Origin of the sequence: Qipengyuania sp. ABI-127-1, assembly GCA_022953095.1 — a bacterium.
GTDB lineage: Bacteria > Pseudomonadota > Alphaproteobacteria > Sphingomonadales > Sphingomonadaceae > Qipengyuania.
In genome coordinates this window covers 577802-600532 of sequence record JALJCR010000002.1, presented here as the reverse complement: position 1 = coordinate 600532, position 22731 = coordinate 577802, and the positions used below count along the sequence as shown (strand labels likewise).

Genomic DNA, 22731 nt, shown 5'->3' with positions numbered 1-22731 from the left:
TCACGGATGCCAGCGGCGGGCATCTTCATGATCGCTTTCGCGCGGCTCGATCCATCGGCGTCCCAGCGGGGCTTCCTCGCGTTTCCAGAACACCGCTTCGGTCTTGAGCCGGTCCATGAGATAGTCCGCAGCTTCGAACGCGGAGCGGCGATGGGCCGAAGCGGTGGCGACGAAAACGATGGCTTCGCCGGGCAAGATACGGCCCGCCCGGTGAACCACCCGGCAACGCGTGACATCGAAGCGCGCCATCGCATCGGCGGCGATGTCTTCCATCGAGGCGAGTGTAACGCCACGGTAGCTCTCCAGAACCAGCGCATCGACCAATGCGCCATCCTTAGCCCTGTCTCGCGCATGGCCGGTGAAGCTGACGACTGCCCCTTCCCCCGCAAGCTCGCGCGAGAACGTGCCAAGCAGCTCCGCAGGGTCGAAGGCTTCCGTGGCAAGGGTAACCCGTGCGCTCATCCGCCCGAAACCGGGGGAAACAGGGCCACCTCGTCCCCCGGCATAACGCGCGCATTGGGTGCGACGACTGCCTCGTTGACACAGGCCCTGATCCGGCCTCCGCCAAGCGATGGCGCTAGCGCCGGGTGTTGCCGCGCCACCATAACGAACAGTTCGGCGACGCTGCATCCCTCTGCGGGAATGACGGTCTTCACAAATGCTCCGCCGACATCGGCGAGCTTCCCGCACAGTTCCAGTTCCAGCACGGTTTTTGCCTCATCCGCAGTCGTCACGCTAACCTCCGATGGATGCGAGATGGGGTGTCGCGCCGCTATTTCCCTGGTGCAGGCGGTGCCCCGGGGCCTTGCCTTTCGTCAGGGCGACAATGCGCGCAACGAGTTCGTCCTGCTGGCTGTCCGACTGCAGAAGGTCGCGCAGATCGAACCCGCCATCGCCGAACAGACACAGGTGGAACCTGCCATCGGAACCTAGGCGAAGTCGGTTGCAGTCGGCGCAGAAATCCTTGGCATAGGGTGCGATGATGCCGATCCGTCCACGCGCTTCGGGGTGGCCGAACTCGACCGCTGGCCCGGCGCCGTCTTCACGCGGAAGGCGTTGCCAGCCTGCCGCTTGCAATTGTTCGACGACGCTTTCACCCGGCACGTGCCGCTCAGCGAAGAACTCCGCATTGTCATTGGTCCGCATGACTTCGATGAAGCGTAGCGAGAGATCGCGAGCGGTGACGAAGCGGATCATCGCCTCGAGCTCATCGTCGTTGACCCCCCGCATCAGCACGGCATTGAGCTTGATACTGGAAAAGCCAGCATCGCGAGCCGCGTCGATACCGGCGAGCACTTCACCCAATCGATCATGACCGGTGATGGCCAGGAACCGTTCCGGATCGAGAGTATCGACGCTGATATTGAGCGCATCGACCCCCGCCTCACGCCAGCGCTGCGCCCTTTCGGCGAGGCGATAGCCATTGGTGGTCATGGCCACACGGCGGATACCCGATACAGCGGAGACAGCACGCGCTACATCCTCGAAATCGCGCCGGATGGTCGGCTCGCCACCGGTCAGCCGCACCTTCCACAGCCCCAGTTCGGCAAAGGCCCGCACGGCGCGCTCGATTTCGTCGACTGTAAGTTCGGCCGGCCTGCCGCACGGCCGACGATATCCATCAGGCAGACAATAGCTGCAGCGGAAGTTGCATACGTCGGTGAGCGACAACCTCAGATATTCGAACCGGCGCCCCAAACCGTCGCGCAAGCGCGGGCCGCGCGCTTCGGCGAGCGGGAGGTAATCGCGTGGGCGATCGATAGTCATTGGACAAGCGGTCCCTCGCTGGCCGGAAGTGCAACGCCCCGAATATCGGCCTGCGATGCAAGGATCGCAAGGTATTGTGCCATGGCGCGCCTCAGCGAGGATTCCTCCAAATAGGCGCGGATCGAGGCATCGACCGCCTCGAAAGGAAGCTGCCGGGCTTCCACCTTGCGCCCTGTCCGCACGATGTGCACGCCATAGGGTGTGCATACCGGCTCGGCGCAAAATTCGCCCTCGCCGAGAGCTAAAAGCGCCTCTTCGAACTCCGGCACGGTCTGACCCGGGCCGATCTGGCCGAGATTGCCCCCTTGTTCGCGCGAGGGACAAGCCGAATGCGTCCGGGCAAGTTCGACAAAACGGTCCGGATCGTCCCTGAGCTGCCGTATCAGTCCGCGTGCATCGCTCAGCGCTATGTTCCAGGCGATCGCATCGTCGGGCGAGGCTGAGAAGAGGATATGCTCCGCCTCCACCAACGGTTCGCTGGTGAAGCGGTCCGGATGCGTTTCGTAGAACCGGCGCGCCTCGGCCTCGGTCGCTACCGGGACGCTGACTTCACGTTCGATCAGCGTCTCGACCAGGGCATCTTCCTCGGTCATCTTACGACCACGGTGGTCGCTCGTCTCTTCCGGCTCGATACCCAAGCGCCGCGCTTCGCCGAGCAGCAGTTCGCGCACTACAAGTGCCCTCGCCGCCGCTTTCCAGGCAGCCTCCGCATCGTCGGCAGGGTGGTTCTGCATTTCTGCGGCAATCCGATCGGCAGAGATAACCTCCCCTCCGACACAGACTGCGTCCTTTTCAATCTGGTCAACCATTGATCAGGCTCCGACGGCTGCGCACGATCTGATAACCGCCTCGCCAGATATAGCGCACCGGCACCGAGAGCATGTGGGGCAAGCGCGTGAACGGGAAAACCAGGAAAATCGTCAGGCCAAGGAAGATGTGGGTGCGGAAGATCCAGTGTGCTCCATCGATCCACAACGAGGCCGTGGGATTGAAGGTGAAGATGCCGTTCGCCCAGGCCATGAACTTGACCATCTGTTCGCCATCCATATGGCCAAGCGAAATCGGCACGGTGGCCAGGCCGAGAGCAAGCTGAACCCAGAGCAACACCAGAATGGCAGTGTCGGCAAAGGCGGAATTCACGCGGATTCGGGAATCGAACAGGCGGCGGTGAAGCAGCATCGAGGCGCCGATGAAGGAAACCAGACCCGCAGTCCCGCCACCATAGACCGCCAGAGCCTGCTTCCATTCATGCTTTACTGCCAGCGAATCGAAGACCCATATCGGCACCAGCAGGCCGACGATGTGGCCGAACAGCACGAACAGCACGCCCGTATGGAACAGGATCGATCCCAGAACGAGCTGCTTGCGCCTGAGCAATTGGCTCGAACTGGCTCGCCAGGAATAGGGTTCGCGTTCGAAGCGGATGATCGTGCCCACCACCATGGTGGCAAGGGCGATATAGGGATAAATGCCGAACAGCAGGTGGTTGAGATAGGTATTCATGACTCGGTTCCTCCTCTCGGCGCACCGCCTTCGGGCTCAAGAATGCGGCGTATCATCGCGCTCGCCTGCGGGCAGGCAGCATTGGGATCGGGCAGTTCGTTGGTGAAGCGGACTTCCTCCTCTTCCCACTGCGCATCCAGCTCGGGCAGGGTCTCGGGGTCCTCGGGTGGCGGCAGTGAATTGGCTGCTTCCTCATCCATCTCGACACCGGCAATGTCGCACAGCAGCGCGAAGACCGGCGCATAGTCGGATTCGCGATCGGCCAGTCGCGCGGCCAGCGCCACCAGGACGATGCCCGGTTCGGAAAGTGCCTCGCGCGCGGAATCCTCGGCCAGGGTCGAACAATAGTCGAGGAACAGCGGGAGGTAGTCCGGTAGTTCGTTTGCCACCGGGTCGAGCCCGGCTGCGACATAGCGTTCGCGCAGATCGACCATGGCCTGGCCCCGGTCTCGGCTTTCGCCATGGACGTGCTCGAACAGGTGCAGACTCAGCGCCCGGCCCCGGTCGAACAGTTCGACATAGTTTTCCTGCGCCGCATAGATGTCCTGATCGGACAGCCGGGCAATTAGGGGGGCGAGCCGTTTCCGCGTGTCGGGCGGCAAGGCCGGATCGGCCGCGAGCCGGGACTCCAGCTCGTCCAGAGCCGACACCATTTCCAGCGTCGGATATTGCAGCAGCAGCGAAAACAAATGCAGGGCCTTCATCAGAACACCTCCGTCGGGGTCTGCAGTTTCTTGCGCGGGTTAGTGCCGAACAGATTGGCCTGCGTGCTCCCGCCGGAACAGCCATTGCCGAAGCTGAAGCCGCAAGCGCCGCGCTCGTCATACATGTCCTCGGAATCCTCCCGATGGCCGGAAGGGATCACGAAACGATCCTCGTAATCGGCGAGCGCCATGACCTTGTACATCTCCTCGATCTGCACACCGGTCAGGCCAACGGTTTCGGCGAGACTTTCGTCGGTCACCCCCTCGACCGTTTTGGCGCGCATGTAGCTGCGCATGGCGATCATGCGCTCGAGGCAGTCGGCGATCGGTTCTTCGTCTCCAGCGGTCAGCAGGTTGGCGAGATATTTGAGCGGAATGCGCAAGCTGCGGATGTCGGGCATGCCATTGTTGGTGGCGATGTTTCCCGCCTCCGCCGCTGCGCTGATCGGCGAGAGCGGCGGGACGTACCAGACCATCGGCAGGGTGCGGTATTCGGGGTGGAGCGGGAAGGCGACCTTCCATTCCATCGCCATCTTCCAGATCGGCGACTTGCGCGCGGCCTCCAGCCAGTTTTCGGGTACGCCATCACGCCGGGCCTGTTCGATCACCGCAGGATCGTTGGGGTCGAGGAAGATGTCGAGCTGGGCCTGATAGAGGTCCTCCACATTCTCCGCACTCGCCGCTTCTTCGATCCGGTCGGCATCATAGAGCATCACGCCGAGATAGCGGATACGGCCGACGCAGGTTTCCGAACATACGGTCGGCTGGCCCGCCTCGATCCGAGGATAGCAGAAGATGCACTTCTCGCTCTTCCCGGTTTTCCAGTTGTAGTAGATCTTCTTATACGGACAGCCCGACACGCACATGCGCCAGCCACGGCAGGATTCCTGATCGATCAGGACGATGCCGTCTTCTTCCCGCTTGTAGATCGCACCCGAAGGGCACGCCGCGACGCAGGTCGGGTTGAGGCAGTGCTCGCACAGCCGCGGCAGATACATCATGAAGGTGTTTTCGAACTGGCCGTAAATCTCCTTCTGAACGCCTTCGAAGTTGTAATCCTTCGACCGCTTGGCGAACTCGCCACCCAGTATCTCCTCCCAGTTCGGCCCCCATTCGATCTTTTCCATCCGTTGGCCGGAAACCAGCGAACGCGGGCGCGCAGTAGGAAAGGCCTTGCTTTCGCCCGACTGCTGGAGGTGCGCGTAATCATAGGTGAAGGGTTCGTAATAATCGTCGATCTCGGGCAGGTCGGGATTGGCGAAGATATTCGCCAGAACCCGCCACTTGCCGCCCATTTTGGGCCGGATCGAGCCGGAGGGAGTACGGACCCAGCCGCCGTTCCAGCGGTCCTGGTTTTCCCAATCCTTGGGATAACCGATGCCCGGCTTGGTTTCGACATTGTTGAACCAAGCGTATTCCATCCCCTCGCGGCTGGTCCACACGTTCTTGCACGTCACCGAGCAAGTGTGGCAGCCGATGCATTTGTCGAGGTTCAGAACCTTGCCGATCTGTGCGCGGATTTTCATGCTGCATTCTCCCCTTCGGGAAGGGCTTCTTCGAGCCAGTCGACCTTCGACAGCTTGCGCACCACGACATATTCGTCGCGGTTCGATCCGACCGTACCGTAATAGTTGAAGCCATAGGCGAGCTGGACGTAGCCGCCGATCATATGGGTGGGTTTGAGGATCGCACGGGTGACGCTGTTATGGATGCCCCCGCGCTGTCCGGTCAGCGGCGAGCCCGGCACGTTCACGATTTTTTCCTGCGCGTGATACATGAAAAGCGTGCCTTCCTTCATGCGCTGCGAGACGACCGTGCGCGCGACCAGTGCGCCGTTGGAATTGAAGACTTCCACCCAGTCATTATCGACGAGGCCCGCCTTGGCGGCGTCCACTTCGGAAAGCCACACGATCGGCCCGCCGCGCGACAGCGTCAGCATCAAGAGGTTGTCGGTATAGGTCGAGTGAATGCCCCATTTCTGGTGCGGCGTGATGAAGTTCAGGACGACGTGCTTTTCATCCTTCGCCTCATGGATCACGGGATTGATCGCCCGGGTATCGATAGGCGGGCGATAGACGCAGAACCCTTCGCCAAAGGCGCGCATCCACAAATGGTCCTGATAGAGCTGCTGGCGCCCGGTCAGCGTGCGCCACGGGATCAGTTCGTGGACGTTGGTATAGCCGGCATTGTAGCAGACATGCTCGCTCTCCAGCCCCGACCATGTGGGTGAGGAGATGATCTTTCGCGGCTGGGCGACCACGTCGCGAAAACGGATCTTCTCCTCTTCCTTGGGCAGGGCAAGATGCCGGTGATCGCGGCCGGTATTGCTCGACAGAGCCTCCCAGGCCTTGACCGCCACTTCACCATTGGTTTCTGGTGCCAAGCTCAGGATCACCTCGCAGGCATCGATCGCACTATCGATCCGGGCGAGGCCCTTCGTCGGCCCGTCTTCAGTAACCGTGCCGTTGAGCTTGCGCAGCAGCTCGACCTCGTGATCGGTGTTCCAGCCGATCCCCTTGCCGCCATTCCCGAGCTTTTCCATCAGCGGGCCGAGCGAAGTGAAGCGTTTGTATAGATTGGGATAATCCCGTTCCACCACCGCGATATTGGCCATGGTTGTGCCAGGGACAGGCTCGACCTGTCCCTGGCCCCAGTCCGCAACTCCGAAGGGCTGGGCGATCTCGTTCGGGCTGTCATGCTGGATCGGCACGAGGACCACATCCTCTTCCACACCCAGCACTTCCGGAGCGACCTCCGAGAATTTCTTTGCGATGCCGCGGTAGATGTCCCAGTCGCTGCGCGATTCCCACACCGGGTCCACCGCCGCGGTCAGCGGGTGAATGAATGGGTGCATATCGGACGTGTTGAGGTCGTCCTTTTCGTACCAGCTAGCAGTCGGCAGGACGATGTCCGAATAGACGCAGGTGGTCGACATGCGGAAATCGAGCGTGACCAGCAGGTCCAGCTTGCCCTGCGGCGCCTCGTCGTGCCAGCGCACTTCCTTCGGCTTGCTGCGACCGGTTTCGCCCAGATCCTTGCCCTGCACGCCATGCGCCGTGCCGAGCAGGTGCTTGAGGAAATATTCGTGGCCCTTGCCCGAGGAGCCGAGCAGGTTGGAACGCCAGACAAACATATTGCGCGGCCAGTTGGCCGGATCGTCGGGGTCGAAACAGGACATCTCCAGATCGCCCGATTTCAGCTTGCTGGCGACATAGTCCTTCGGCTCCATCCCCGCCGCGCGGGCGGCCTTGGCCACCTCCAGCGGATTGGTTTTGAGTTGCGGCGCACTGGGCAACCAGCCCATGCGTTCGGCGCGCGCGTTGTAATCGATCAGGCTCGCATCCCATTCGCCCTCAGGCGCAGTGGGCGAGAGAATGTCTTCGACATCCAGCGTCTCGTAACGCCACTGATCGGTATGCGCGTAGAAAAAGCTGGTCGAGTTCATCTGGCGTGGCGGCCGGCCCCAGTCGAGACCGAAAGCGAGCGGCAGCCAGCCGGTCTGCGGGCGCAACTTCTCCTGCCCGACATAGTGCGACCAGCCGCCACCCGACTGGCCGACGCATCCACACATCACCAACAGATTGATGATGCCGCGATAATTCATGTCCATGTGGTACCAGTGGTTGAGACCGGCCCCCAGGATGACCATCGATTTGCCGTTGGTCTTTTCGGCATTGGACGCGAATTCACGCGCAACGGTGACGATTTGCTCTGCCGGAACACCGGTAATCTTCTCGGCCCAGGCGGGCGTGTATGGCTGGTTTGCGGAATAATCGCTGGCTACGTGTTCCCCGCCGAGGCCGCGATCGAGACCGTAATTGGCGCAGAACAGGTCGAAGACGCTTGCCACCAGCGTCTTACCGTCGGCGAGCTCGATCTCGCGAACGGGGACATTGCGGGGCAGGACGCTGGCATGATCGGTGCCTTCGAAATGGTCGTGCTCGCGATTTCCGAAATAGGGAAAGTCCACCGGGACGACCAGGTCGTGCTGATCGTCCATGATGGCCGACAGACGCAATTGGACATCGGCGCCATCGCCGGTTTTTTCCTCGAGATTCCACTTGCCCTTTTCGCCCCAGCGGAAGCCGGCCGAACCTAGCGGCACCACCGGCTTGCCCGTCGCATCGTCGATCGCGACGGTCTTCCATTCGGGATTGTTTTCTTCGCCCAGCGAGTTGTCGAAGTCGCTGGCGCGCAGCAGGCGCTCCGGCACATAGCCATCGCCCTGCGGCACAAGGCGGACCAGCATCGGCATGTCCGAATATTTGCGGCAGTAATCTTCGAAATAGGTGGCCTGGCGATCGAGGTGGAACTCACGCAGGATCACGTGGCCCATCGCCAGCGCCAGCGCCGCGTCGGTGCCCTGTTTGGGGTTGAGCCAGATGTCGCCGAACTTGGTCGCCTCGGCATAATCGGGGCTGACCACTGCGACCTTGGTCCCGCGATAACGCGCCTCGGTCATGAAATGGGCATCGGGCGTGCGCGTCTGCGGGACGTTGGAGCCCCACATCATCAGGAAGCCCGAATTGTACCAGTCGGCGCTTTCGGGAACGTCGGTCTGCTCGCCCCAGGTCTGCGGGCTGGATGGCGGCAAGTCGCAATACCAGTCGTAGAACGACATGCAGGTGCCGCCGAGCAGCGAGAGGTAACGCGAACCCGCTGCGTAGCTGACCATGGACATAGCCGGGATCGGGCTGAAGCCGATCACCCGGTCAGGCCCATAGGTCTTGGCGGTATAGGCATTGGCCGAAGCGATGATTTCGTTCACCTCGTCCCAGGTCGAACGAACGAAGCCGCCATGACCGCGGATAGCGGTATAGCTTTTGCGCTTGGCCGGATCCTCCACAATCGAGGCCCAGGCACCGACCGGCGTGCGCACCGCCCTCGCCTCTCGCCACAGCTTCAGCAGGCGCGAGCGGACCATGGGATATTTCAACCGCTGGGCCGAATAGAGATACCAACTGTAGCTGGCACCGCGCGGGCAGCCGCGCGGTTCGTGATTGGGCAGGCCCGGGCGGGTGCGCGGGTAATCGGTCTGCTGGGTTTCCCAGGTGATGATCCCGTTCTTGACGTAAATCTTCCAGGAACACGAGCCGGTGCAGTTTACCCCGTGGGTTGAGCGGACGACCTTGTCGTGCTGCCAGCGCTTGCGATAGCCGTCTTCCCAGGCGCGCGACTGATTGGTGGTCACACCGTGCCCATCGGCGAAATCTTGCTTCGCGTGGCGGAAAAACGTCAGGCGATCGAGAATATAGCTCATCTCAGGCTTCCTTGAGAACGTAAGGGGTGGCGGCTGGTGCGGGGGCGATTCCACGCTCGATATCGTGGAGCAGGCCGCTGCGGCGGGTGTAGGCCCACCATGTCAGCGCCGCGCAGCTGGCGTAGAAGGCGAAGAAGCCCCACAGCGCCATCAGCGGCGATCCGGTGGCCTCGATCGAGGTGCCGAAGCTCTTCGGGATGAAGAAGGCGCCATAGGCCGCGACTGCCGAGGTGAAGCCGACGATGGCCGCCGATTCCTTCTCTGCCTGGCGGGTCAGTTCGGCACCCTTCAGCTCGGGCATCAGGCGCGGAACTTCCTGGCGCATGATGATGGGGATCATCTGGAAGGTCGAGGCATTGCCCACGCCCGTCAGGAAGAACATGGCGATGAACATGCCGAGGAAGCCCCACCAGCTTCCCGCTTCGAGGAAATACACGATCCCGACCACGGCCAGCATCATGCCCACGAACACCCAGAAGGTGACCCGGCCGCCGCCCCAGCGATCGGAGATCCAACCCGTCGCCGCACGGCTCAAGGCGCCGACCAAGGGGCCGAGGAAGACGTATTTCAAAACGTCGACATCCGGGAACTGGTATTTCGCGAGCAGCGGCAGGCCGGCCGAGAAGCCGATGAAGCTGCCGAAAGTCCCGGTATAGAGCCAGCTCATCAGCCAGTTATGCTTGCGCTGAAAGATCACCGCCTGCTCGGCGAAGCTGGCCTTGGCATCGGCGATGTCGTTCATACCGAACCAGGCAAGAACCGTGGAGGCGATGATGAAGGGCACCCAGACGAAGCCTGCGTTCTGCAGCCACAATTGGCCGCCATCCGCAGTCTGCTGCGGCGTTCCGCCCAGCGCACCGAACACGCTTACGGCGATGACGATCGGCACCAGAAACTGCATCACCGAGACGCCGAGATTGCCCAGGCCCGCATTGAGTGCGAGCGCATTGCCCTTCTGCGCTTTGGGGAAGAAGAAGCTGATATTCGCCATCGAGGACGCGAAATTGCCCCCTCCGAACCCACATAGCAGCGCCAGCACCAGAAAGATCAGGTAGGGCGTTTCGGGATTCTGGACGGCATAACCGATACCGAAGGCCGGGATCAGCAGCGATGCTGTCGACAGCGTGGTCCACAGGCGTCCCCCGAAGATGGGTACCATGAAGCTGTAGAAAATCCGCAGCGTGGCACCGGAGAGGCCCGGCAAGGCCGCCAGCCAGAATAGCTGGTTGGTCGTGTAATCGAAGCCGATCGAAGGCAGGTTCGCCACGACCATCGACCACACCATCCACACGCAGAAGGCGAGCAGCAAGGCGGGTATCGAGATATAGAGGTTGCGCCGCGCGATCTTCTCGCCGGTCTTCTCCCAGAACTCGGCATCCTCCGGGCGCCATTCCTTCAGCACCTTGCCATCCGGCTCGTACGCGTGGGGCTCGTGCCTGGCATCCTCATGCAGCTCCGCCATTTCGGGGAATTCGGGGAGTGTGCGCCCTTCCACGCGGGCGGCTTTCTGCTCCATCTGGCGCACCGCGATGTGCATCCACACCAGCGCCACGGCGACCAGTGCGAAGAGCACCATGAAACAGCTCGTCCAGATGCCGGTAAGATCGCTTACCGCACCGAAGATGATCGGCAGAATGAAGCCTCCCAGACCGCCGACCAGGCCCACCATGCCGCCGACCGAGCCAACATGATCGGGATAGTAGACGGGAATGTGCTTGTAGACCGCAGCCTTGCCCAGCGACATGAAGAAGCCGAGCACGAAGATCGTCACCACGAAAGGCACCAGCCCCATCTCGGTGGAAAAGGCGATGTCGCCCCGCGAACCGTGAATGATATAGTCGGTCGAGGGATAGGACAGCATGAACAGGCAGACCAGCGATACGCCGAAAGTGGCGTACATTACCTTGCGGGCGCCGTAGCGATCCGACAGGATGCCGCCGTAAGCGCGGAAGACACTGGCCGAAAGCGAGAAGACGGCGGCCAATGTGCCCGCCAGTTTCACATCTACGCCATAGACGCCGATCAGATATTTCGGCAGCCAGAGGGCCAGTGCGACGAAGGCGCCGAATACGAAGAAGTAGTATAGCGAGAACCGCCACACCTGTTCCTTCTTGAGCGGCTCGAGCTGCTCGCGCAGGGTTTTGGGCTTCGCGCCGCTCAGCTTGCGCACGGCAAGCTCCGGGTCGTCCTTAGAGAACAGGAAGAAAACCACCGCCATCAGCGCGGCGACCGTTGCCCAGATTTGCGCGACGGCCTGCCAGCCGAATGCCACCATCACCCACGGCGCGGTAAATTTGGTTACTGCGGCGCCGACATTGCCCATGCCGAAGAAGCCGAGCGCGGAGCCCTGCTTTTCCGGAGGATACCACTTCGACACATAAGCCACACCCACGGCGAAGGTACCGCCCGCGACCCCGAGGCCGAGCGCCGCCAGCAGGGTAAGGAAATAGCTGTCGGCGAAAGAAAGCAGATATGTCGCGATCGCCGAAGCGATCATCGTCAGCGGGAAAACGATCCGTCCCCCATACTGATCCGTCCACACACCGAGGAATAGACGCGTGAGCGATCCGGTCAGGATCGGAGTACCGACGAGCAGGCCGAACTGCGTATCGCTGAGACCGAGTTCGCCCTTGATCTCGATCCCGATGATCGCAAAGATCGTCCAGACTGCGAAACAGATGGTGAATGCAACCGTACTGAGCCCCAAGGCTCTATTCTGGTCGGTCTTGCTAGCGGCTGAGCCAAGCTGCATCGCTGGCCTCCCTTGGATGAGTGATCGTGCATCTTCCAGAAAGGAGCCAGCCCGCCCTTCCCTTGATCGAAATCAAGAAAGCGGGATCGCCCGAGGAAAAGGGTGGCTGCACTGATCCATATGAGGTAGGTGAAGGCGCCACATCAAGTACAGGCCTGATAATTATCAATTTCAGGTCCGTTATTCGACAAACCAGGAGTCCGACGCTGCGCCCCGCCGAAAAACCCGAAGTCGCCAACCTTCCGCTCTTTCGCGCAATGAACGAGGAGGAGCGTGACCGCATCTTTTCAGGATCCTTCCTGCAGGTATTCCCACCGCAGCTCGTGCTCTTCGAAGTGGGGCAGCGCGCCGATTTCCTTCACGTGCTGGTGGATGGTCTCGCCGAACTCTATACCTCCGTCGGCGATCGCGACACGACCATGCGGATCGTCCAGCCGGTTCGCAGTTTCATCCTGGCGGCGGTGGTTACCGACCTGCCTTATCTGATGTCCGCGCGTACACTGGAATCGTCACGCGTCCTGCTCGTCCCCGCCGCCTTGATGCGCGAGGTGGTGCGCAAAGACACCGCCCTGATGGAAGCGACCATGCGCGAGTTGGCCTTCGGCTATCGCGATCTGGTCCTGGCGCTTGCGGATATGAAATTGCGCCAGTCCGCCGAACGGCTGGCGCATTTCATCCTCCAGCAACACGATGTTCAAGGGCTGCCCGAAACGACTGTTCTCCCTGCCGAAAAGCGTGTTCTGGCATCCCTGCTGGGTATGACGCCGGAAAATCTCTCACGCGCTTTCGGCCTGCTCGGCAAGCAGGGGGTGAGCCTCAAGGGAAGGATGGTAAGGATGTCAGACCGCGCGAAGCTGGAAGCGTTCGCGCGGCCTGACAAGGTTCCCCGCTAGCCGGGAGAGAGTGGCCGCAGGGTTCAGAATTTCGCTTCGATCGTGAACCACGCTTTGGTTCGATCGGTCGCAAAGCCGTCCGAATTGTAATGGGCGAATTTTGCCGACACACCGATCTGTCTGGTCACGGGGTAGGCGATGAGTGCATCGAATTCCTGCCCGTAGCCCATATCGCCAACAGTCGAGCGGAAATCGTGATAGGTACCCCGCAGCAGCAGCCCCTTTAGCGGGCCGACGGCGACTTTGTACGATGCGTCGGCATAGAGATCGCGCAGGCCATTGGCGGGCGTGTTCAGGAAGACGTCTGCCCAGCCATTGAAGGCATGGAGCGTCGCGAGCGGGGTTTGTAGCGCGACCGCACCATTGCCCTCGAGGCGCTCGTAACCCCCTTTCACAGTGAAGCCCTTGGCCGCGATACCCGCCTCGATCGCTACGTAATCCAAGCCGAAATTCGCCGGGTTCGGCGAAATGTCGGTCTGCCGCGCAAATTCCGCAGAATAGAGCAGCGTGACGTTGGGGGCGACGACCGGCCGCCCGGCCATGCGCGCACCGAGTGTCCGCGAGCTTGCGGCGGGCGCCTCGGGAATGTCGAGCCAATAGCCATAGCCCGTCAAGGTGCCGGCCTTGCCGAGCTTCACACCGACATTGGCCGCGTCGACCGAGGCATCGTGCCAGATGCCCTGCGGCGAATCCGGCCCGAAGATCCGGTTGACCCGCCAACCGTGGAAATACTGTGCCGTCACTCCGGCGACCGGCGTGACCGCGATCTTGGCGGCGTCGAAGGTCTGATCGTTCTGGCGCCAGCCAACCGAACCGATCCAGCGCTGGTTGTCCAGATTGATGACCTGCCGCCCGGCGACCGCATCCACCATCTCGCTCGGCTGAAACCGTATGAAGGCCTGGTTGAGCAAGACATCGGCCGGATCGGCCACGACCGGGTACCGTGTCAGCCCATTGACCGTGTCGTTGTAATGCTTGGGGCCGACGCGCATGATCGCTTCGCCTTCCACCAGCGCGCTCAGACCATGCCACGATCCAGTCCTGGCGCCGACCTTGACCCGCAACGTCGATGCGGTTGCATCTTCGGGCAGGCCATCCTGATCGACGACCTCGAGTCTGTAACGGATATCCGCATAGGGCGTGATTGCGGGTTCATCGGCCGATTGCGCATGCAGGACCGTGGGCGACAGCAGCATTCCGAGAAGCGGAGCGGCGAGGAGCTTTACTTGACTCATGCCACCCAAATAGATCGTTCTACCGGATTGTAATTGATTTTTGTCAAAGATAGTATGCTAGTTTAAGAGCATCCCCACCGCCATGCCCGATACAGATCCCTCCCAGCTCTCGCCTGAAGAAGCCCTCGCCCTGCTTAAAGACGGCAACCGTCGCTTCCTCGACGATGCGACCTACCAGCCGCCCATGGATCGGATGCGACGATTGCATCTCGCCGCAGCCCAGCGTCCCTTCGCGGCCTATCTGTCCTGTTCGGATTCGCGCGTTCCGCCCGAACTGCTGTTCGAACGGGGCCTGGGCGAGCTGTTCATCGTGCGCAACGCAGGCAATACGCTGTGTGCGAGCGCGCTCGGCAGTCTGGAATTCGCCGTCACCCACCTTCAGGTGCCGCTGATCGTGGTCATGGGCCACGAGGCCTGCGGCGCGCTCGGTGCGGCGGTCGCCGTCGCGCGGGAACAGCGCCAGTTTTCAGGCAATGTCAGCAAGGTGCTGCAATCGCTGCTGCCCGCCGTGCTCGAAGCAGATCCCTGGGCAGAGAACCTCGTCAACGAGGCGGCACTGTGCAATGTACGCAAGGTCGTGCGCGAGTTGCAGCAGGAGGCTTCCCCGGCCCTGCTCGAACCGCAACGCCGCGGCGAATTGCGCGTGATCGGGGCCTATTACCATCTCGACACCGGGCGGGTCGATTTTCTGGATGAGCAAGCATGATGGACGGACCAATGGACAATCGCCAGCGCCTGGAATTGCGGCGCCGACGCATTGCGGAATCGCCGCCGATCCTGCAGGGCGGATTCCGGCCTTTCTTCCTGGCTGCGGGCGCGTGGGGCGCAGTTGCGATCGCCATTTGGCTCTGGGCCTTCGCAGTCGGCATGCCCCGGCTCGGCGTGTTCGATCCGCTGGCTTGGCACCGGCACGAAATGCTGTTCGGTTTCATCGGGGCAGCCATTGCCGGTTTCGCGCTGACCGCGGTTCCCAACTGGACCGGGCGCCTACCGATTGCCGGTGTTCCGCTGGCCGCGCTGGCATCGTGGTGGCTGGTCGCCCGTCTGCTGCCATTCGCGGCCCCGGACCTCTCGATGCCGTTCATGGCGGCGATCGATGGCGGGTTCTACCTCTTCCTGGCGGGCGTGATTCTGCGCGAGATACTCCAATCCAAGAACCGCAACCTGCCCGTGGCCTTCGCGATCGGGCTGTTCGGCATTGCCGACTTGATGGATTATGCCGGATCGACCGGCCTGATCGGATACGATATCGGCTATCGCGCGGGGATCGCTCTGGCGGTCACGTTGGTATCTCTGATCGGCGGGCGGATCATACCTTCGTTCACCCGCAACTGGATGCAGCGCGAAGGCCTTTCGGGCCATCTCCCCTCGCAACCGACTCGTTTCGACATCGCGGTGGTCTTGATGACGGCGGTCGCTATGGCGGCGTGGATGCTTGTCGGACCAATCGCTCCGGTTGGAGCTGCTCTGGTAGTCGCGGGTGCCTTCCAGACGGCGCGCCTCGCACGCTGGCGCGGATGGCGAACGCTCGCTTCGCCGATCGTTTTGGTGCTCCACCTCGGCTATGTCTGGGTGCCTCTTGGCCTGTTGCTGCTCGGCGCGACCGGCCTTGGCGCCCCGGTTCCGGCCAGCGCCGGCGTGCACGCGCTGACCGTGGGGGCGCTGGCAGGTATGATTCTGGCCGTGATGACCCGCGCCACTCTGGGTCACACGGGCCGTGCGCTTCATGCCGGCCCGGCTACGCGGGCAAGCTATCTCGCCCTGCACCTGGCCATCCTGACCCGCGTCGCCGCCTCGCTCTTCCCGGCATATTACGAATTCCTGCTACATCTCGCCGGAGGGCTGTGGATCGTTGCCTTCGGGCTTTTCGTGCTGGCCTACGCGCCGCTGATGCTACGCCCCCGAACGGGCGAATAGGGGCCAATGAGGCAACCGGAATGATAAAAACTTCCACCGATCCGTTCGAAACCTTCGCTTCGTGGTATCGCGATGCGCAGTGCCACCCGGCCATTCCTGATGCGTCGGCGGTCAACTTGGCCACCGTTTCGAGCAGTGGTGCGCCTTCCAGCCGCATGGTCCTGATCAAGGATTGCAGCAGCGATGGTTTCGTATTCTACACCAATCTTTCCAGCCGCAAGGCGGGCGAATTGAAGGCCAACCCTAACGCCGCTCTCTGCTTCTACTGGGCTCCGCTTGGGCGCCAGATCCGGATCGAGGGACGAGTGATACAGGTGAGCGGTGACGAAGCCGACGCCTATTTTGCCACGCGCCCGATCGAAAGCAGGATTGGGGCCTGGGCCTCGCGCCAGTCCGAAGAACTCGAGAGCCGCAAGATCCTTGCGGGGAGGATAGCAAAGACTGCCGCGCGGTTCGCCGGTCGAACGGTCAGCCGACCGCCCTTCTGGTCGGGTTTCAGGCTGACGCCCGACCGGATGGAATTCTGGACCAACAGATCGGGGCGCCTCCATGATCGCGTTGGGTTCGAAAGGATCGCCGCGGATCGCTGGCGACGCTTCCTGATCTATCCCTGAGCCTGGCGCCCCCGAGAAACTGCAACCGGAATCATCCCGGAACGCACACCCGGTCCGCGTCATTCGTCCTTGAGCACCGATATCTGGCGCAAGGCGGAGGAGTATCTCTCCAGCGAGTTCGAGGTCTTTCCGCGTGGAAGCATGACTTCGATCAGTTGGAAGCTCCCGGAATCCGCCCGCGCATCCTCGAGTGCCGCCTTCAATTGCGAGCGAGTCGTTACCCGTACGCCCTTCCCGCCCAATGGCGCGGCCGCATCCGCGAAATGCCAATCGTCGAGATCGTGATAGGGCTGGCCCGGCTGGAAACAGCGCAGCATTTCCCAGCTCCGGTTGTTGAGCACGATAACGATCGGCGCCCAGCCATTGCGGCGGCAATTTCCCAATTCCCAGCCGGTCATCTGGAAAGCTCCATCACCCACCAGAGCAACCGGCCGCCGCCCGGTCGAAGCGCAAATCGCCAGGGCGGCGGGCACGCCCATGCCCATCGATGCATAATAGCCCGGTGCGACGAGATCGGTATCGCGCACCTCCAGGCCTACGAAAAGGCTGTCGCCGACATCCGCAGCCATCGGCATGGTTCCCGATGCTGCGAACAAATCGTTCAGCGCCACCGCCACGTCGGAGGGTTCAAGAGCGGTGTCGTCACACGGCAATCCTGTCGCATAGCAAGGGGCCGCCGCCGCCGAAGCCTCTCCGATCGGACCCGCGATCTCAGCCAGGGCATCGACCAGAGCTTCCAAAGTGATATCGGGATAATTGTGGTGCGAAAACGCCACCGCGCTGTCGAAGGCCCGGATCGATGCACGCACATCGACATTGCGATGCGAAACGCCGAAATTGGTGTCGCTCAGGATCACGCCCAGCATCAACAGGCAATCGGCACTCTCGATCGTCTCGGCTATGCTCGCCTTACCGGCGGAGCCCAGATAGGTCCCGAGGAGCGGCAACACTTCGCCGGCGAACAGGCCACGGCCCATGAACGTCGTCGCGACCGGAATTCCGAGCGTTCTGCATAGCGAGGCAAGCTTGCCCTCGAGACCGTAACGGCGTGCTTCGACACCGATCAGGATTGCCGGACGCGCTGCCGATTGCAACCGGCTCAGGATCTCGGCGGCACAGGCATGAGCTGCCTTTGCGTCGACCGGCGGCTGCGATAGCTGCGGCACGCGTTTGCACGGCCTGTCGACCAGATCGCGGGGCACTTCGAGATAGACCGGGCGCGACAGGCTGAGCGCCGTGTCGAGTACTCTGGCGATCTCGGCAGGCGCCGTATCGAGATCGTTCAGGATAGCCTGAGCACAGGTCACCTCGCGAAAGATCTCGAACTGAGAGTTCAACGACTTGACCTGGTGGTGCAGCCCCAGGCCCATTCGCGCCTCTTCCGCACCCGGGCCGCCCGAAATAACGACCATCGGCGATTTTTCAGCATAGGCCTGCGCCACCGCATTGACCATGTTGAGAGCCCCGGCTCCGTAGGTCACGATCGCCACGCCCAATGTGCTTCCCAGCCGCCCTGCGGCATCGGCGGCGTAACCCACCGAAGGTTCGTGGCTTAGCGTATAAAGCGGCAGGATATCGCTTTCCTGGACTGCGCGGAAGAACGGCAGGACAAAATCCCCGGGTAGACCGAATGCCTGCCGAGCGCCGCGATCCTTCAGCGCATCGAGCAGCGCGGTCGCCAGCGTCCTCGTGCTCGCTTTTCCTCGATCAGTCGTCATGACCGGCACGCTCTCGCTCAATGCTCTGTCTCCATGGTTTCTATCGTGGCCGCTGCTTCGAAACCTTCTCAGGCCCGGAAAATGCTGGTGGGCAGCGACCCGTCCATGGAGGGCCATAGAGAAAAAAGATTTTCGGTCCTTGATATTTGTCAAATCTCAATAACTACATAAGGTGTATTTCGTCATCGCGATACACAACATATGGACCCCTCAGGCTGGGGTTGCCGATGATTACAGGAGTGCGCGATGAGTGTGACGGTCAAACAGGCTTCGGCAGGCGATCCCCTTTCCCGATTGCGCGCGGCCACCGGGGCCAGCCCGTCGGGCGACGATATGTGGGTGGGGCGTTCGATCGATTGCTCCGAAACGGTTGGCGAATACATCACGGGCGCCGACTGGCGGATCAAGGCCAATGCCAATGTCGGCTATTCCCACGCCGGACTGGTGAGCAATGTCGCGGGCAAGGTCATAGCCAATTTCTGGCTCGACGAAATCTATTCGCCGGCGGAAGGCAACGCACATCGGCAAGCCGACATCCACATCCACGACCTCGATTGCCTGACCGGCTATTGTGCGGGCTGGTCCCTGCGCGCGCTACTGAACGATGGCTTCAACGGAGTGCCCGGACGAGTATCTTCGCGCCCGCCACGCCATTTCCGTGAGGCGCTGGGCCAGATGAGCAACTTCCTCGGCATCCTCCAGTCGGAATGGGCCGGGGCACAGGCCTTTTCCAGCTTCGACACGTATCTCGCCCCCTATGTCTTTTACGACCAGCTCAGCTTCGCCGAGGTCAAGAAAGCGATCCGCCAATTCGTCTACAACCTCAACGTGCCCGCGCGCTGGGGGCAGTCGCCCTTCACCAATATCACACTTGACATCGTAGTGCCGGAGGACCTGCGCGACCTTTATCCGACCTATCACGACCGGCATCTGTTCGACGGTGCCGAGGACGATGCGCTGCTGGCCCGGGCGCAGACGCGCGACCTGGGCATCCGCGCGCTCGACGATCTGCGCTTCTCCCATTTCGAACCCGAAATGGAGATGATCAATATCGCCTATTATGAGGTGATGACCGAAGGCGATGCCACCGGGCAGCCCTTCACTTTCCCCATTCCGACGGTCAATATCACCGAGGATTTCGACTGGGACAGCAAGGTCGCCACCGCCATTTTCGACAATGCGGCCAAAGTCGGTTCGTCCTACTTCCAGAATTTCATCGGCAGCCAGTTCATCGTCGATCCGGAGACCGGCGAAAGGAAGCGCAATCCGGAAGCCTACTCCCCCGGCGCGGTCCGTTCCATGTGCTGTCGCCTGCAACTTGACCTGCGCGAATTGCTCAAGCGTGGCAACGGTCTGTTCGGATCGGCCGAAATGACCGGGTCGCTCGGCGTGGTGACGATCAACATGGCGGCGCTGGGCTACCGCTACCAAGGTGATCTGCCCGGCCTGATGGACGAACTGGATCGCCTGATGGACCTCGCCAGTTCGACACTGGAGAAGAAACGCGCCTTCGTGCAGCAAATGTACGATCGTGGGCTCTATACCTATACGGCCCGCTACCTGCCGTTCCTGCGCAACCATTTCTCGACCATCGGGGTGAACGGCATGAACGAGATGGTCCGCAACTTCACCGGCGACTCGGCCGACCTCGCCGATGAACGCGGTATCGCCATGGCGCTCGATATTCTAGAACACATGCGCGAACGCCTGCTCGGCTACCAGGAACGCACGGGCAATCTCTACAATCTCGAGGCAACGCCTGCGGAAGGCACGACCTATCGCTTCGCCAAGGAGGATCTCAAGCGTTTTCCCGGCATCATTCAGGCGGGCAATGGGGAAAACATCTACTATACCAATTCCTCGCAGATCCCGGTCGACCTGACCGACGATCCATTCGAGGCGCTGGAACTGCAGAACGAACTGCAATGCAAATATACCGGCGGTACGGTGCTGCATCTCTATATGAGCGAGAAGCTCTCGGGTAGCGATGCCGCGCGCACCTTCCTCAGAAAGGTGCTGACCAATTACCGCTTGCCCTATGTCACGCTGACGCCCGTGTTCTCGGTGTGCGACGCGCATGGATATCTCGATGGCGAGCAGCCCGAATGTCCGCAATGCGGCGCACGAACCAAGGTCTGGACACGCGTAATGGGGTACTTCCGCCCGGTCGACAGCTTCAACAAGGGCAAACAGGGCGAACATCGCGCAAGGCGCCACTTCACCGAGGACGCAGCCATGACCGGCAACCTTCTCGCCGGGGTGGACTGAACCGGCGATGGCGCATCACGCCTACTCGCATGACGATAAAGGGCACGGCAACGGGCATCGCGGTGCGCCTTTCCATGCGATCACGCCCTTCACCATGCTCGACTATCCCGACCGTATCGCCTGCATAATGTGGGTGGCCGGCTGCAATATGCGCTGCCTCTATTGTCATAATCCGCAAATTGTCACCGGCAAGGGCGCGATCGGCGAGCAGGAAGCGCTTGCCTTTCTCGGCGCACGCAGGGGCCTGCTCGAAGCGGTGGTCTTTTCGGGTGGAGAAGCGACTGCCTGGCCCCGGCTCGCCCCCTTCATGCGACAGGTTAGGGCCTTCGGATTCGCGATCAAGCTCGATACCAACGGTCTCAGACCCGACGTTCTCGCCAGCCTTCTCGCGGAAGGACTGCTGGATCGGGTGGCACTCGATTACAAAGCCCCCGCCTCGCGCTTCCACGCCGTTACCGGGACCAAGGCCTACGCACGCTTCGAGCGATCGCTGGATATTCTGTGCAAGCAGGACACCGTCCCGTTCGAGGTGCGCAGCACCATCCACTCCTCCCTGCTCGACGAGAACGACATCCTCGATATGGCCCACGATCTCGCACGCCGCGGTTATCGCGGAACTTATGCCGTGCAGCGGGCAATCGCAGGGCCGGACCGGCCGACGCTGGGAGATCTGCCTGCCGATATGCGCGCCATCGATGTCGCGCGGCTCGTCCGGCTCAGCCCGCTGGACCTCACCATTCGGTAGACCTGCTTCAACACAAGGACATGCTCCAATGCCCCACACTGCCTTAATCGTCGGTGCCGGCCCCGCCGGACTCGCTCTCGCCATCGGATTCGCCAAGGCTGGACTCGCGGTGACCCTGATCGAGCGGCAGGAAGAAGAGCAGATTGCCGATCCTGCTTTCGACGGCCGCGAAATCGCCCTCACACACGCATCCATTGCAGCCTTGAAACGCCTTGACGCATGGGAGCGGATCGCCCCTGATGCCATTCACTCCCTGGCCGAAGCGCGCGTATTCAATGGCACGTCCCCGCTCGCGCTCTCCTTCGATCCGGGACATACGGGCGCGGGCCGTCTGGGATCGCTGGTTTCCAACTGCGATATTCGGCGCGCACTGTACGAGGCCGCGAGGGAATTCCCCACGATCGAACTGCTCACGGGACAAGGTGTAAAACGCGTTTCCACAAACGAACACGAAGCCCGGGTGTGGCTCGAAAATGGGACCGATCACGCCGCAACGCTTCTGATTGCCGCGGATTCGCGCTTCTCGGCCATTCGGGGACAGCTCGGCATTCCGGCCCGGATGAACCGGCTCGGCAAATCGATGCTTGTCGGACGCGTCGCGATCGAGCGCGATCACCGCCATTTCGCCACCGAATGGTTCGATAACGGGCAGACGCTGGCCCTGTTGCCGCTGGGCGAGCGTCAGGCATCGGCTGTCGTGACGCTTCCCGACGGCGCGACGCAACGTCTCGCAGCGCTCAACTGCGACGCTTTGAGCGCCGAATTGACCCGGCGTTTCGCAAGGCGGTTCGGGGAGATGCGAATGCTGACTCCGCTGCATCTCTATCCGCTGACCACAGCCTATGCCCGGCGCTTCGTCGCACCGAGAGCGGCGCTGGCAGGGGATGCGGCCGTGGGCATGCACCCGGTGACCGCGCATGGCTTCAATCTCGGCCTGGCAGGGACGGAACGCCTGTCGCGCCTTGTCGCGTCCGCACTGCGGCGTGGGGTGGACCCGGGAAACTCCGATCTCCTGCGACGCTACCAACGAGAGCACCGCACTGTGACCTGGCCGCTTTATGCAGCAACCAACGCGATCGTCGGCCTCTATACCGATGATCGTCCTCCGGGGCGGCTCGCTCGCCGACTAAGCTTCCAGGCCGCCCGCTTCGCCCCGGCGCGCAAGGCAGTCTCGCGGATGCTCATGCAGGGGGCGTGACAATAGCGCCTGTTCGCCGATTGCGTTTTTCGTGAATACGCAGTCGGGCATGCATTTTCAAAATCCTGATAATGTAAAAGCGTAATGTCTCGAACGTCTCAACGTCATTGCCTGTGCAGAGTGGCCATTCGGTCGGCTTCTTCCAGGGAAAAGACTA

General features: G+C 61.8%; 18 protein-coding genes. 7 read left to right on the top strand and 11 right to left on the bottom strand.

What is annotated here, in order from left to right; translation table 11 throughout:
• Genes MUY37_RS12385 through MUY37_RS12345 form a run of 9 tightly spaced genes read right to left on the bottom strand, consistent with a single transcriptional unit; the run spans position 1 to position 11986 of the window.
• A complete protein-coding gene (locus MUY37_RS12385) occupies positions 1–462 on the bottom strand; it encodes a molybdenum cofactor biosynthesis protein MoaE (protein ID WP_499195647.1) in 462 nt (153 codons plus the stop codon).
• A complete protein-coding gene (locus MUY37_RS12380) occupies positions 459–734 on the bottom strand; it encodes a MoaD/ThiS family protein (protein WP_499195646.1) in 276 nt (91 codons plus the stop codon). Before MUY37_RS12380 ends, MUY37_RS12385 begins: the two co-directional genes overlap by 4 nt.
• Before the next feature lies 1 nt (position 735).
• Entirely contained in the window at positions 736–1767 is a 1032-nt protein-coding gene (gene moaA, locus MUY37_RS12375; RefSeq protein WP_499195645.1) for a GTP 3',8-cyclase MoaA, read from the bottom strand.
• The gene (locus tag MUY37_RS12370) at positions 1764–2576 is read right to left on the bottom strand and encodes a peptidylprolyl isomerase (protein ID WP_499195644.1); all 813 of its coding nucleotides are present in this window, start codon (positions 2574–2576) and stop codon (positions 1764–1766) included. Before MUY37_RS12370 ends, moaA begins: the two co-directional genes overlap by 4 nt.
• Positions 2569–3270 carry a respiratory nitrate reductase subunit gamma gene (gene narI, locus MUY37_RS12365; RefSeq protein ID WP_499195643.1) on the bottom strand — a complete coding sequence of 234 codons (702 nt, stop codon included), beginning with the start codon at positions 3268–3270 and terminating at the stop codon, positions 2569–2571. Before narI ends, MUY37_RS12370 begins: the two co-directional genes overlap by 8 nt.
• A complete protein-coding gene (gene narJ / locus MUY37_RS12360; protein WP_499195642.1) occupies positions 3267–3974 on the bottom strand; it encodes a nitrate reductase molybdenum cofactor assembly chaperone in 708 nt (235 codons plus the stop codon). The genes narI and narJ overlap by 4 nt, the downstream gene beginning before the upstream one ends.
• Positions 3974–5500 (bottom strand): nitrate reductase subunit beta, encoded by a 1527-nt coding sequence (narH, locus tag MUY37_RS12355; RefSeq protein WP_499195641.1) that lies wholly within the window; start codon positions 5498–5500, stop codon positions 3974–3976. The genes narJ and narH overlap by 1 nt, the downstream gene beginning before the upstream one ends.
• The gene (locus MUY37_RS12350) at positions 5497–9234 is read right to left on the bottom strand and encodes a nitrate reductase subunit alpha (RefSeq protein WP_499195640.1); all 3738 of its coding nucleotides are present in this window, start codon (positions 9232–9234) and stop codon (positions 5497–5499) included. The genes narH and MUY37_RS12350 overlap by 4 nt, the downstream gene beginning before the upstream one ends.
• Before the next feature lies 1 nt (position 9235).
• Positions 9236–11986, bottom strand: coding sequence for a nitrate/nitrite transporter (locus MUY37_RS12345; protein WP_499195639.1), 2751 nt, complete (start codon positions 11984–11986; stop codon positions 9236–9238).
• A gap of 20 nt (positions 11987–12006) precedes the next feature.
• Between MUY37_RS12345 and MUY37_RS12340 the strand changes: the two genes are divergently transcribed.
• The gene (locus MUY37_RS12340; RefSeq protein WP_499195638.1) at positions 12007–12879 is read left to right on the top strand and encodes a helix-turn-helix domain-containing protein; all 873 of its coding nucleotides are present in this window, start codon (positions 12007–12009) and stop codon (positions 12877–12879) included.
• 23 nt (positions 12880–12902) lie between these two features.
• Here MUY37_RS12340 and MUY37_RS12335 read toward each other — a convergent pair whose 3' ends face one another.
• Positions 12903–14114 (bottom strand): hypothetical protein, encoded by a 1212-nt coding sequence (locus MUY37_RS12335; RefSeq protein ID WP_499195637.1) that lies wholly within the window; start codon positions 14112–14114, stop codon positions 12903–12905.
• Between the two features lie 82 nt (positions 14115–14196).
• Here MUY37_RS12335 and MUY37_RS12330 point away from each other — a divergent pair, with 82 nt between their 5' ends.
• Genes MUY37_RS12330 through pdxH form a run of 3 tightly spaced genes read left to right on the top strand, consistent with a single transcriptional unit; the run spans position 14197 to position 16645 of the window.
• Positions 14197–14820 (top strand): carbonic anhydrase, encoded by a 624-nt coding sequence (locus tag MUY37_RS12330; RefSeq protein ID WP_499195636.1) that lies wholly within the window; start codon positions 14197–14199, stop codon positions 14818–14820.
• Positions 14817–16031 (top strand): NnrS family protein, encoded by a 1215-nt coding sequence (locus tag MUY37_RS12325; protein WP_499195635.1) that lies wholly within the window; start codon positions 14817–14819, stop codon positions 16029–16031. Before MUY37_RS12330 ends, MUY37_RS12325 begins: the two co-directional genes overlap by 4 nt.
• 20 nt (positions 16032–16051) lie before the next feature.
• Positions 16052–16645 carry a pyridoxamine 5'-phosphate oxidase gene (gene pdxH, locus MUY37_RS12320; protein WP_499195634.1) on the top strand — a complete coding sequence of 198 codons (594 nt, stop codon included), beginning with the start codon at positions 16052–16054 and terminating at the stop codon, positions 16643–16645.
• Positions 16646–16704: 59 nt separating this feature from the next.
• On the opposite strand, the gene ipdC is transcribed toward pdxH, so the two are convergent.
• Positions 16705–18363 (bottom strand): indolepyruvate/phenylpyruvate decarboxylase, encoded by a 1659-nt coding sequence (ipdC, locus tag MUY37_RS12315; RefSeq protein WP_499195633.1) that lies wholly within the window; start codon positions 18361–18363, stop codon positions 16705–16707.
• A gap of 246 nt (positions 18364–18609) precedes the next feature.
• On the opposite strand from ipdC, the gene MUY37_RS12310 reads away from it, so the two are divergent.
• From MUY37_RS12310 to ubiM, 3 genes are read left to right on the top strand one after another with little or no spacing between them, the layout of a single operon-like run.
• The gene (locus MUY37_RS12310; RefSeq protein WP_499195632.1) at positions 18610–20631 is read left to right on the top strand and encodes a ribonucleoside triphosphate reductase; all 2022 of its coding nucleotides are present in this window, start codon (positions 18610–18612) and stop codon (positions 20629–20631) included.
• Between the two features lie 7 nt (positions 20632–20638).
• A complete protein-coding gene (locus tag MUY37_RS12305) occupies positions 20639–21376 on the top strand; it encodes an anaerobic ribonucleoside-triphosphate reductase activating protein (protein WP_499195631.1) in 738 nt (245 codons plus the stop codon).
• A 28-nt stretch (positions 21377–21404) separates the two neighbouring features.
• A complete protein-coding gene (gene ubiM / locus MUY37_RS12300; RefSeq protein ID WP_499195630.1) occupies positions 21405–22574 on the top strand; it encodes a 5-demethoxyubiquinol-8 5-hydroxylase UbiM in 1170 nt (389 codons plus the stop codon).
• Positions 22575–22731 lie beyond the last annotated feature (157 nt).

Excerpts from the sequence above, each read along its gene's own strand:
- MUY37_RS12385 (WP_499195647.1), bottom strand. The coding sequence starts at position 462 with ATGAGCGCACGGGTTACCCTTGCCACGGAAGCCTTCGACCCTGCGGAG.
- moaA (WP_499195645.1), bottom strand. The coding sequence starts at position 1,767 with ATGACTATCGATCGCCCACGCGATTACCTCCCGCTCGCCGAAGCGCGC.
- MUY37_RS12370 (WP_499195644.1), bottom strand. The coding sequence starts at position 2,576 with ATGGTTGACCAGATTGAAAAGGACGCAGTCTGTGTCGGAGGGGAGGTT.
- narI (WP_499195643.1), bottom strand. The coding sequence starts at position 3,270 with ATGAATACCTATCTCAACCACCTGCTGTTCGGCATTTATCCCTATATC.
- narJ (WP_499195642.1), bottom strand. The coding sequence starts at position 3,974 with ATGAAGGCCCTGCATTTGTTTTCGCTGCTGCTGCAATATCCGACGCTG.
- narH (WP_499195641.1), bottom strand. The coding sequence starts at position 5,500 with ATGAAAATCCGCGCACAGATCGGCAAGGTTCTGAACCTCGACAAATGC.
- MUY37_RS12350 (WP_499195640.1), bottom strand. The coding sequence starts at position 9,234 with ATGAGCTATATTCTCGATCGCCTGACGTTTTTCCGCCACGCGAAGCAA.
- MUY37_RS12345 (WP_499195639.1), bottom strand. The coding sequence starts at position 11,986 with ATGCAGCTTGGCTCAGCCGCTAGCAAGACCGACCAGAATAGAGCCTTG.
- MUY37_RS12335 (WP_499195637.1), bottom strand. The coding sequence starts at position 14,114 with ATGAGTCAAGTAAAGCTCCTCGCCGCTCCGCTTCTCGGAATGCTGCTG.
- MUY37_RS12330 (WP_499195636.1), top strand. The coding sequence starts at position 14,197 with ATGCCCGATACAGATCCCTCCCAGCTCTCGCCTGAAGAAGCCCTCGCC.
- MUY37_RS12325 (WP_499195635.1), top strand. The coding sequence starts at position 14,817 with ATGATGGACGGACCAATGGACAATCGCCAGCGCCTGGAATTGCGGCGC.
- pdxH (WP_499195634.1), top strand. The coding sequence starts at position 16,052 with ATGATAAAAACTTCCACCGATCCGTTCGAAACCTTCGCTTCGTGGTAT.
- ipdC (WP_499195633.1), bottom strand. The coding sequence starts at position 18,363 with ATGACGACTGATCGAGGAAAAGCGAGCACGAGGACGCTGGCGACCGCG.
- MUY37_RS12310 (WP_499195632.1), top strand. The coding sequence starts at position 18,610 with ATGAGTGTGACGGTCAAACAGGCTTCGGCAGGCGATCCCCTTTCCCGA.
- MUY37_RS12305 (WP_499195631.1), top strand. The coding sequence starts at position 20,639 with ATGGCGCATCACGCCTACTCGCATGACGATAAAGGGCACGGCAACGGG.
- ubiM (WP_499195630.1), top strand. The coding sequence starts at position 21,405 with ATGCCCCACACTGCCTTAATCGTCGGTGCCGGCCCCGCCGGACTCGCT.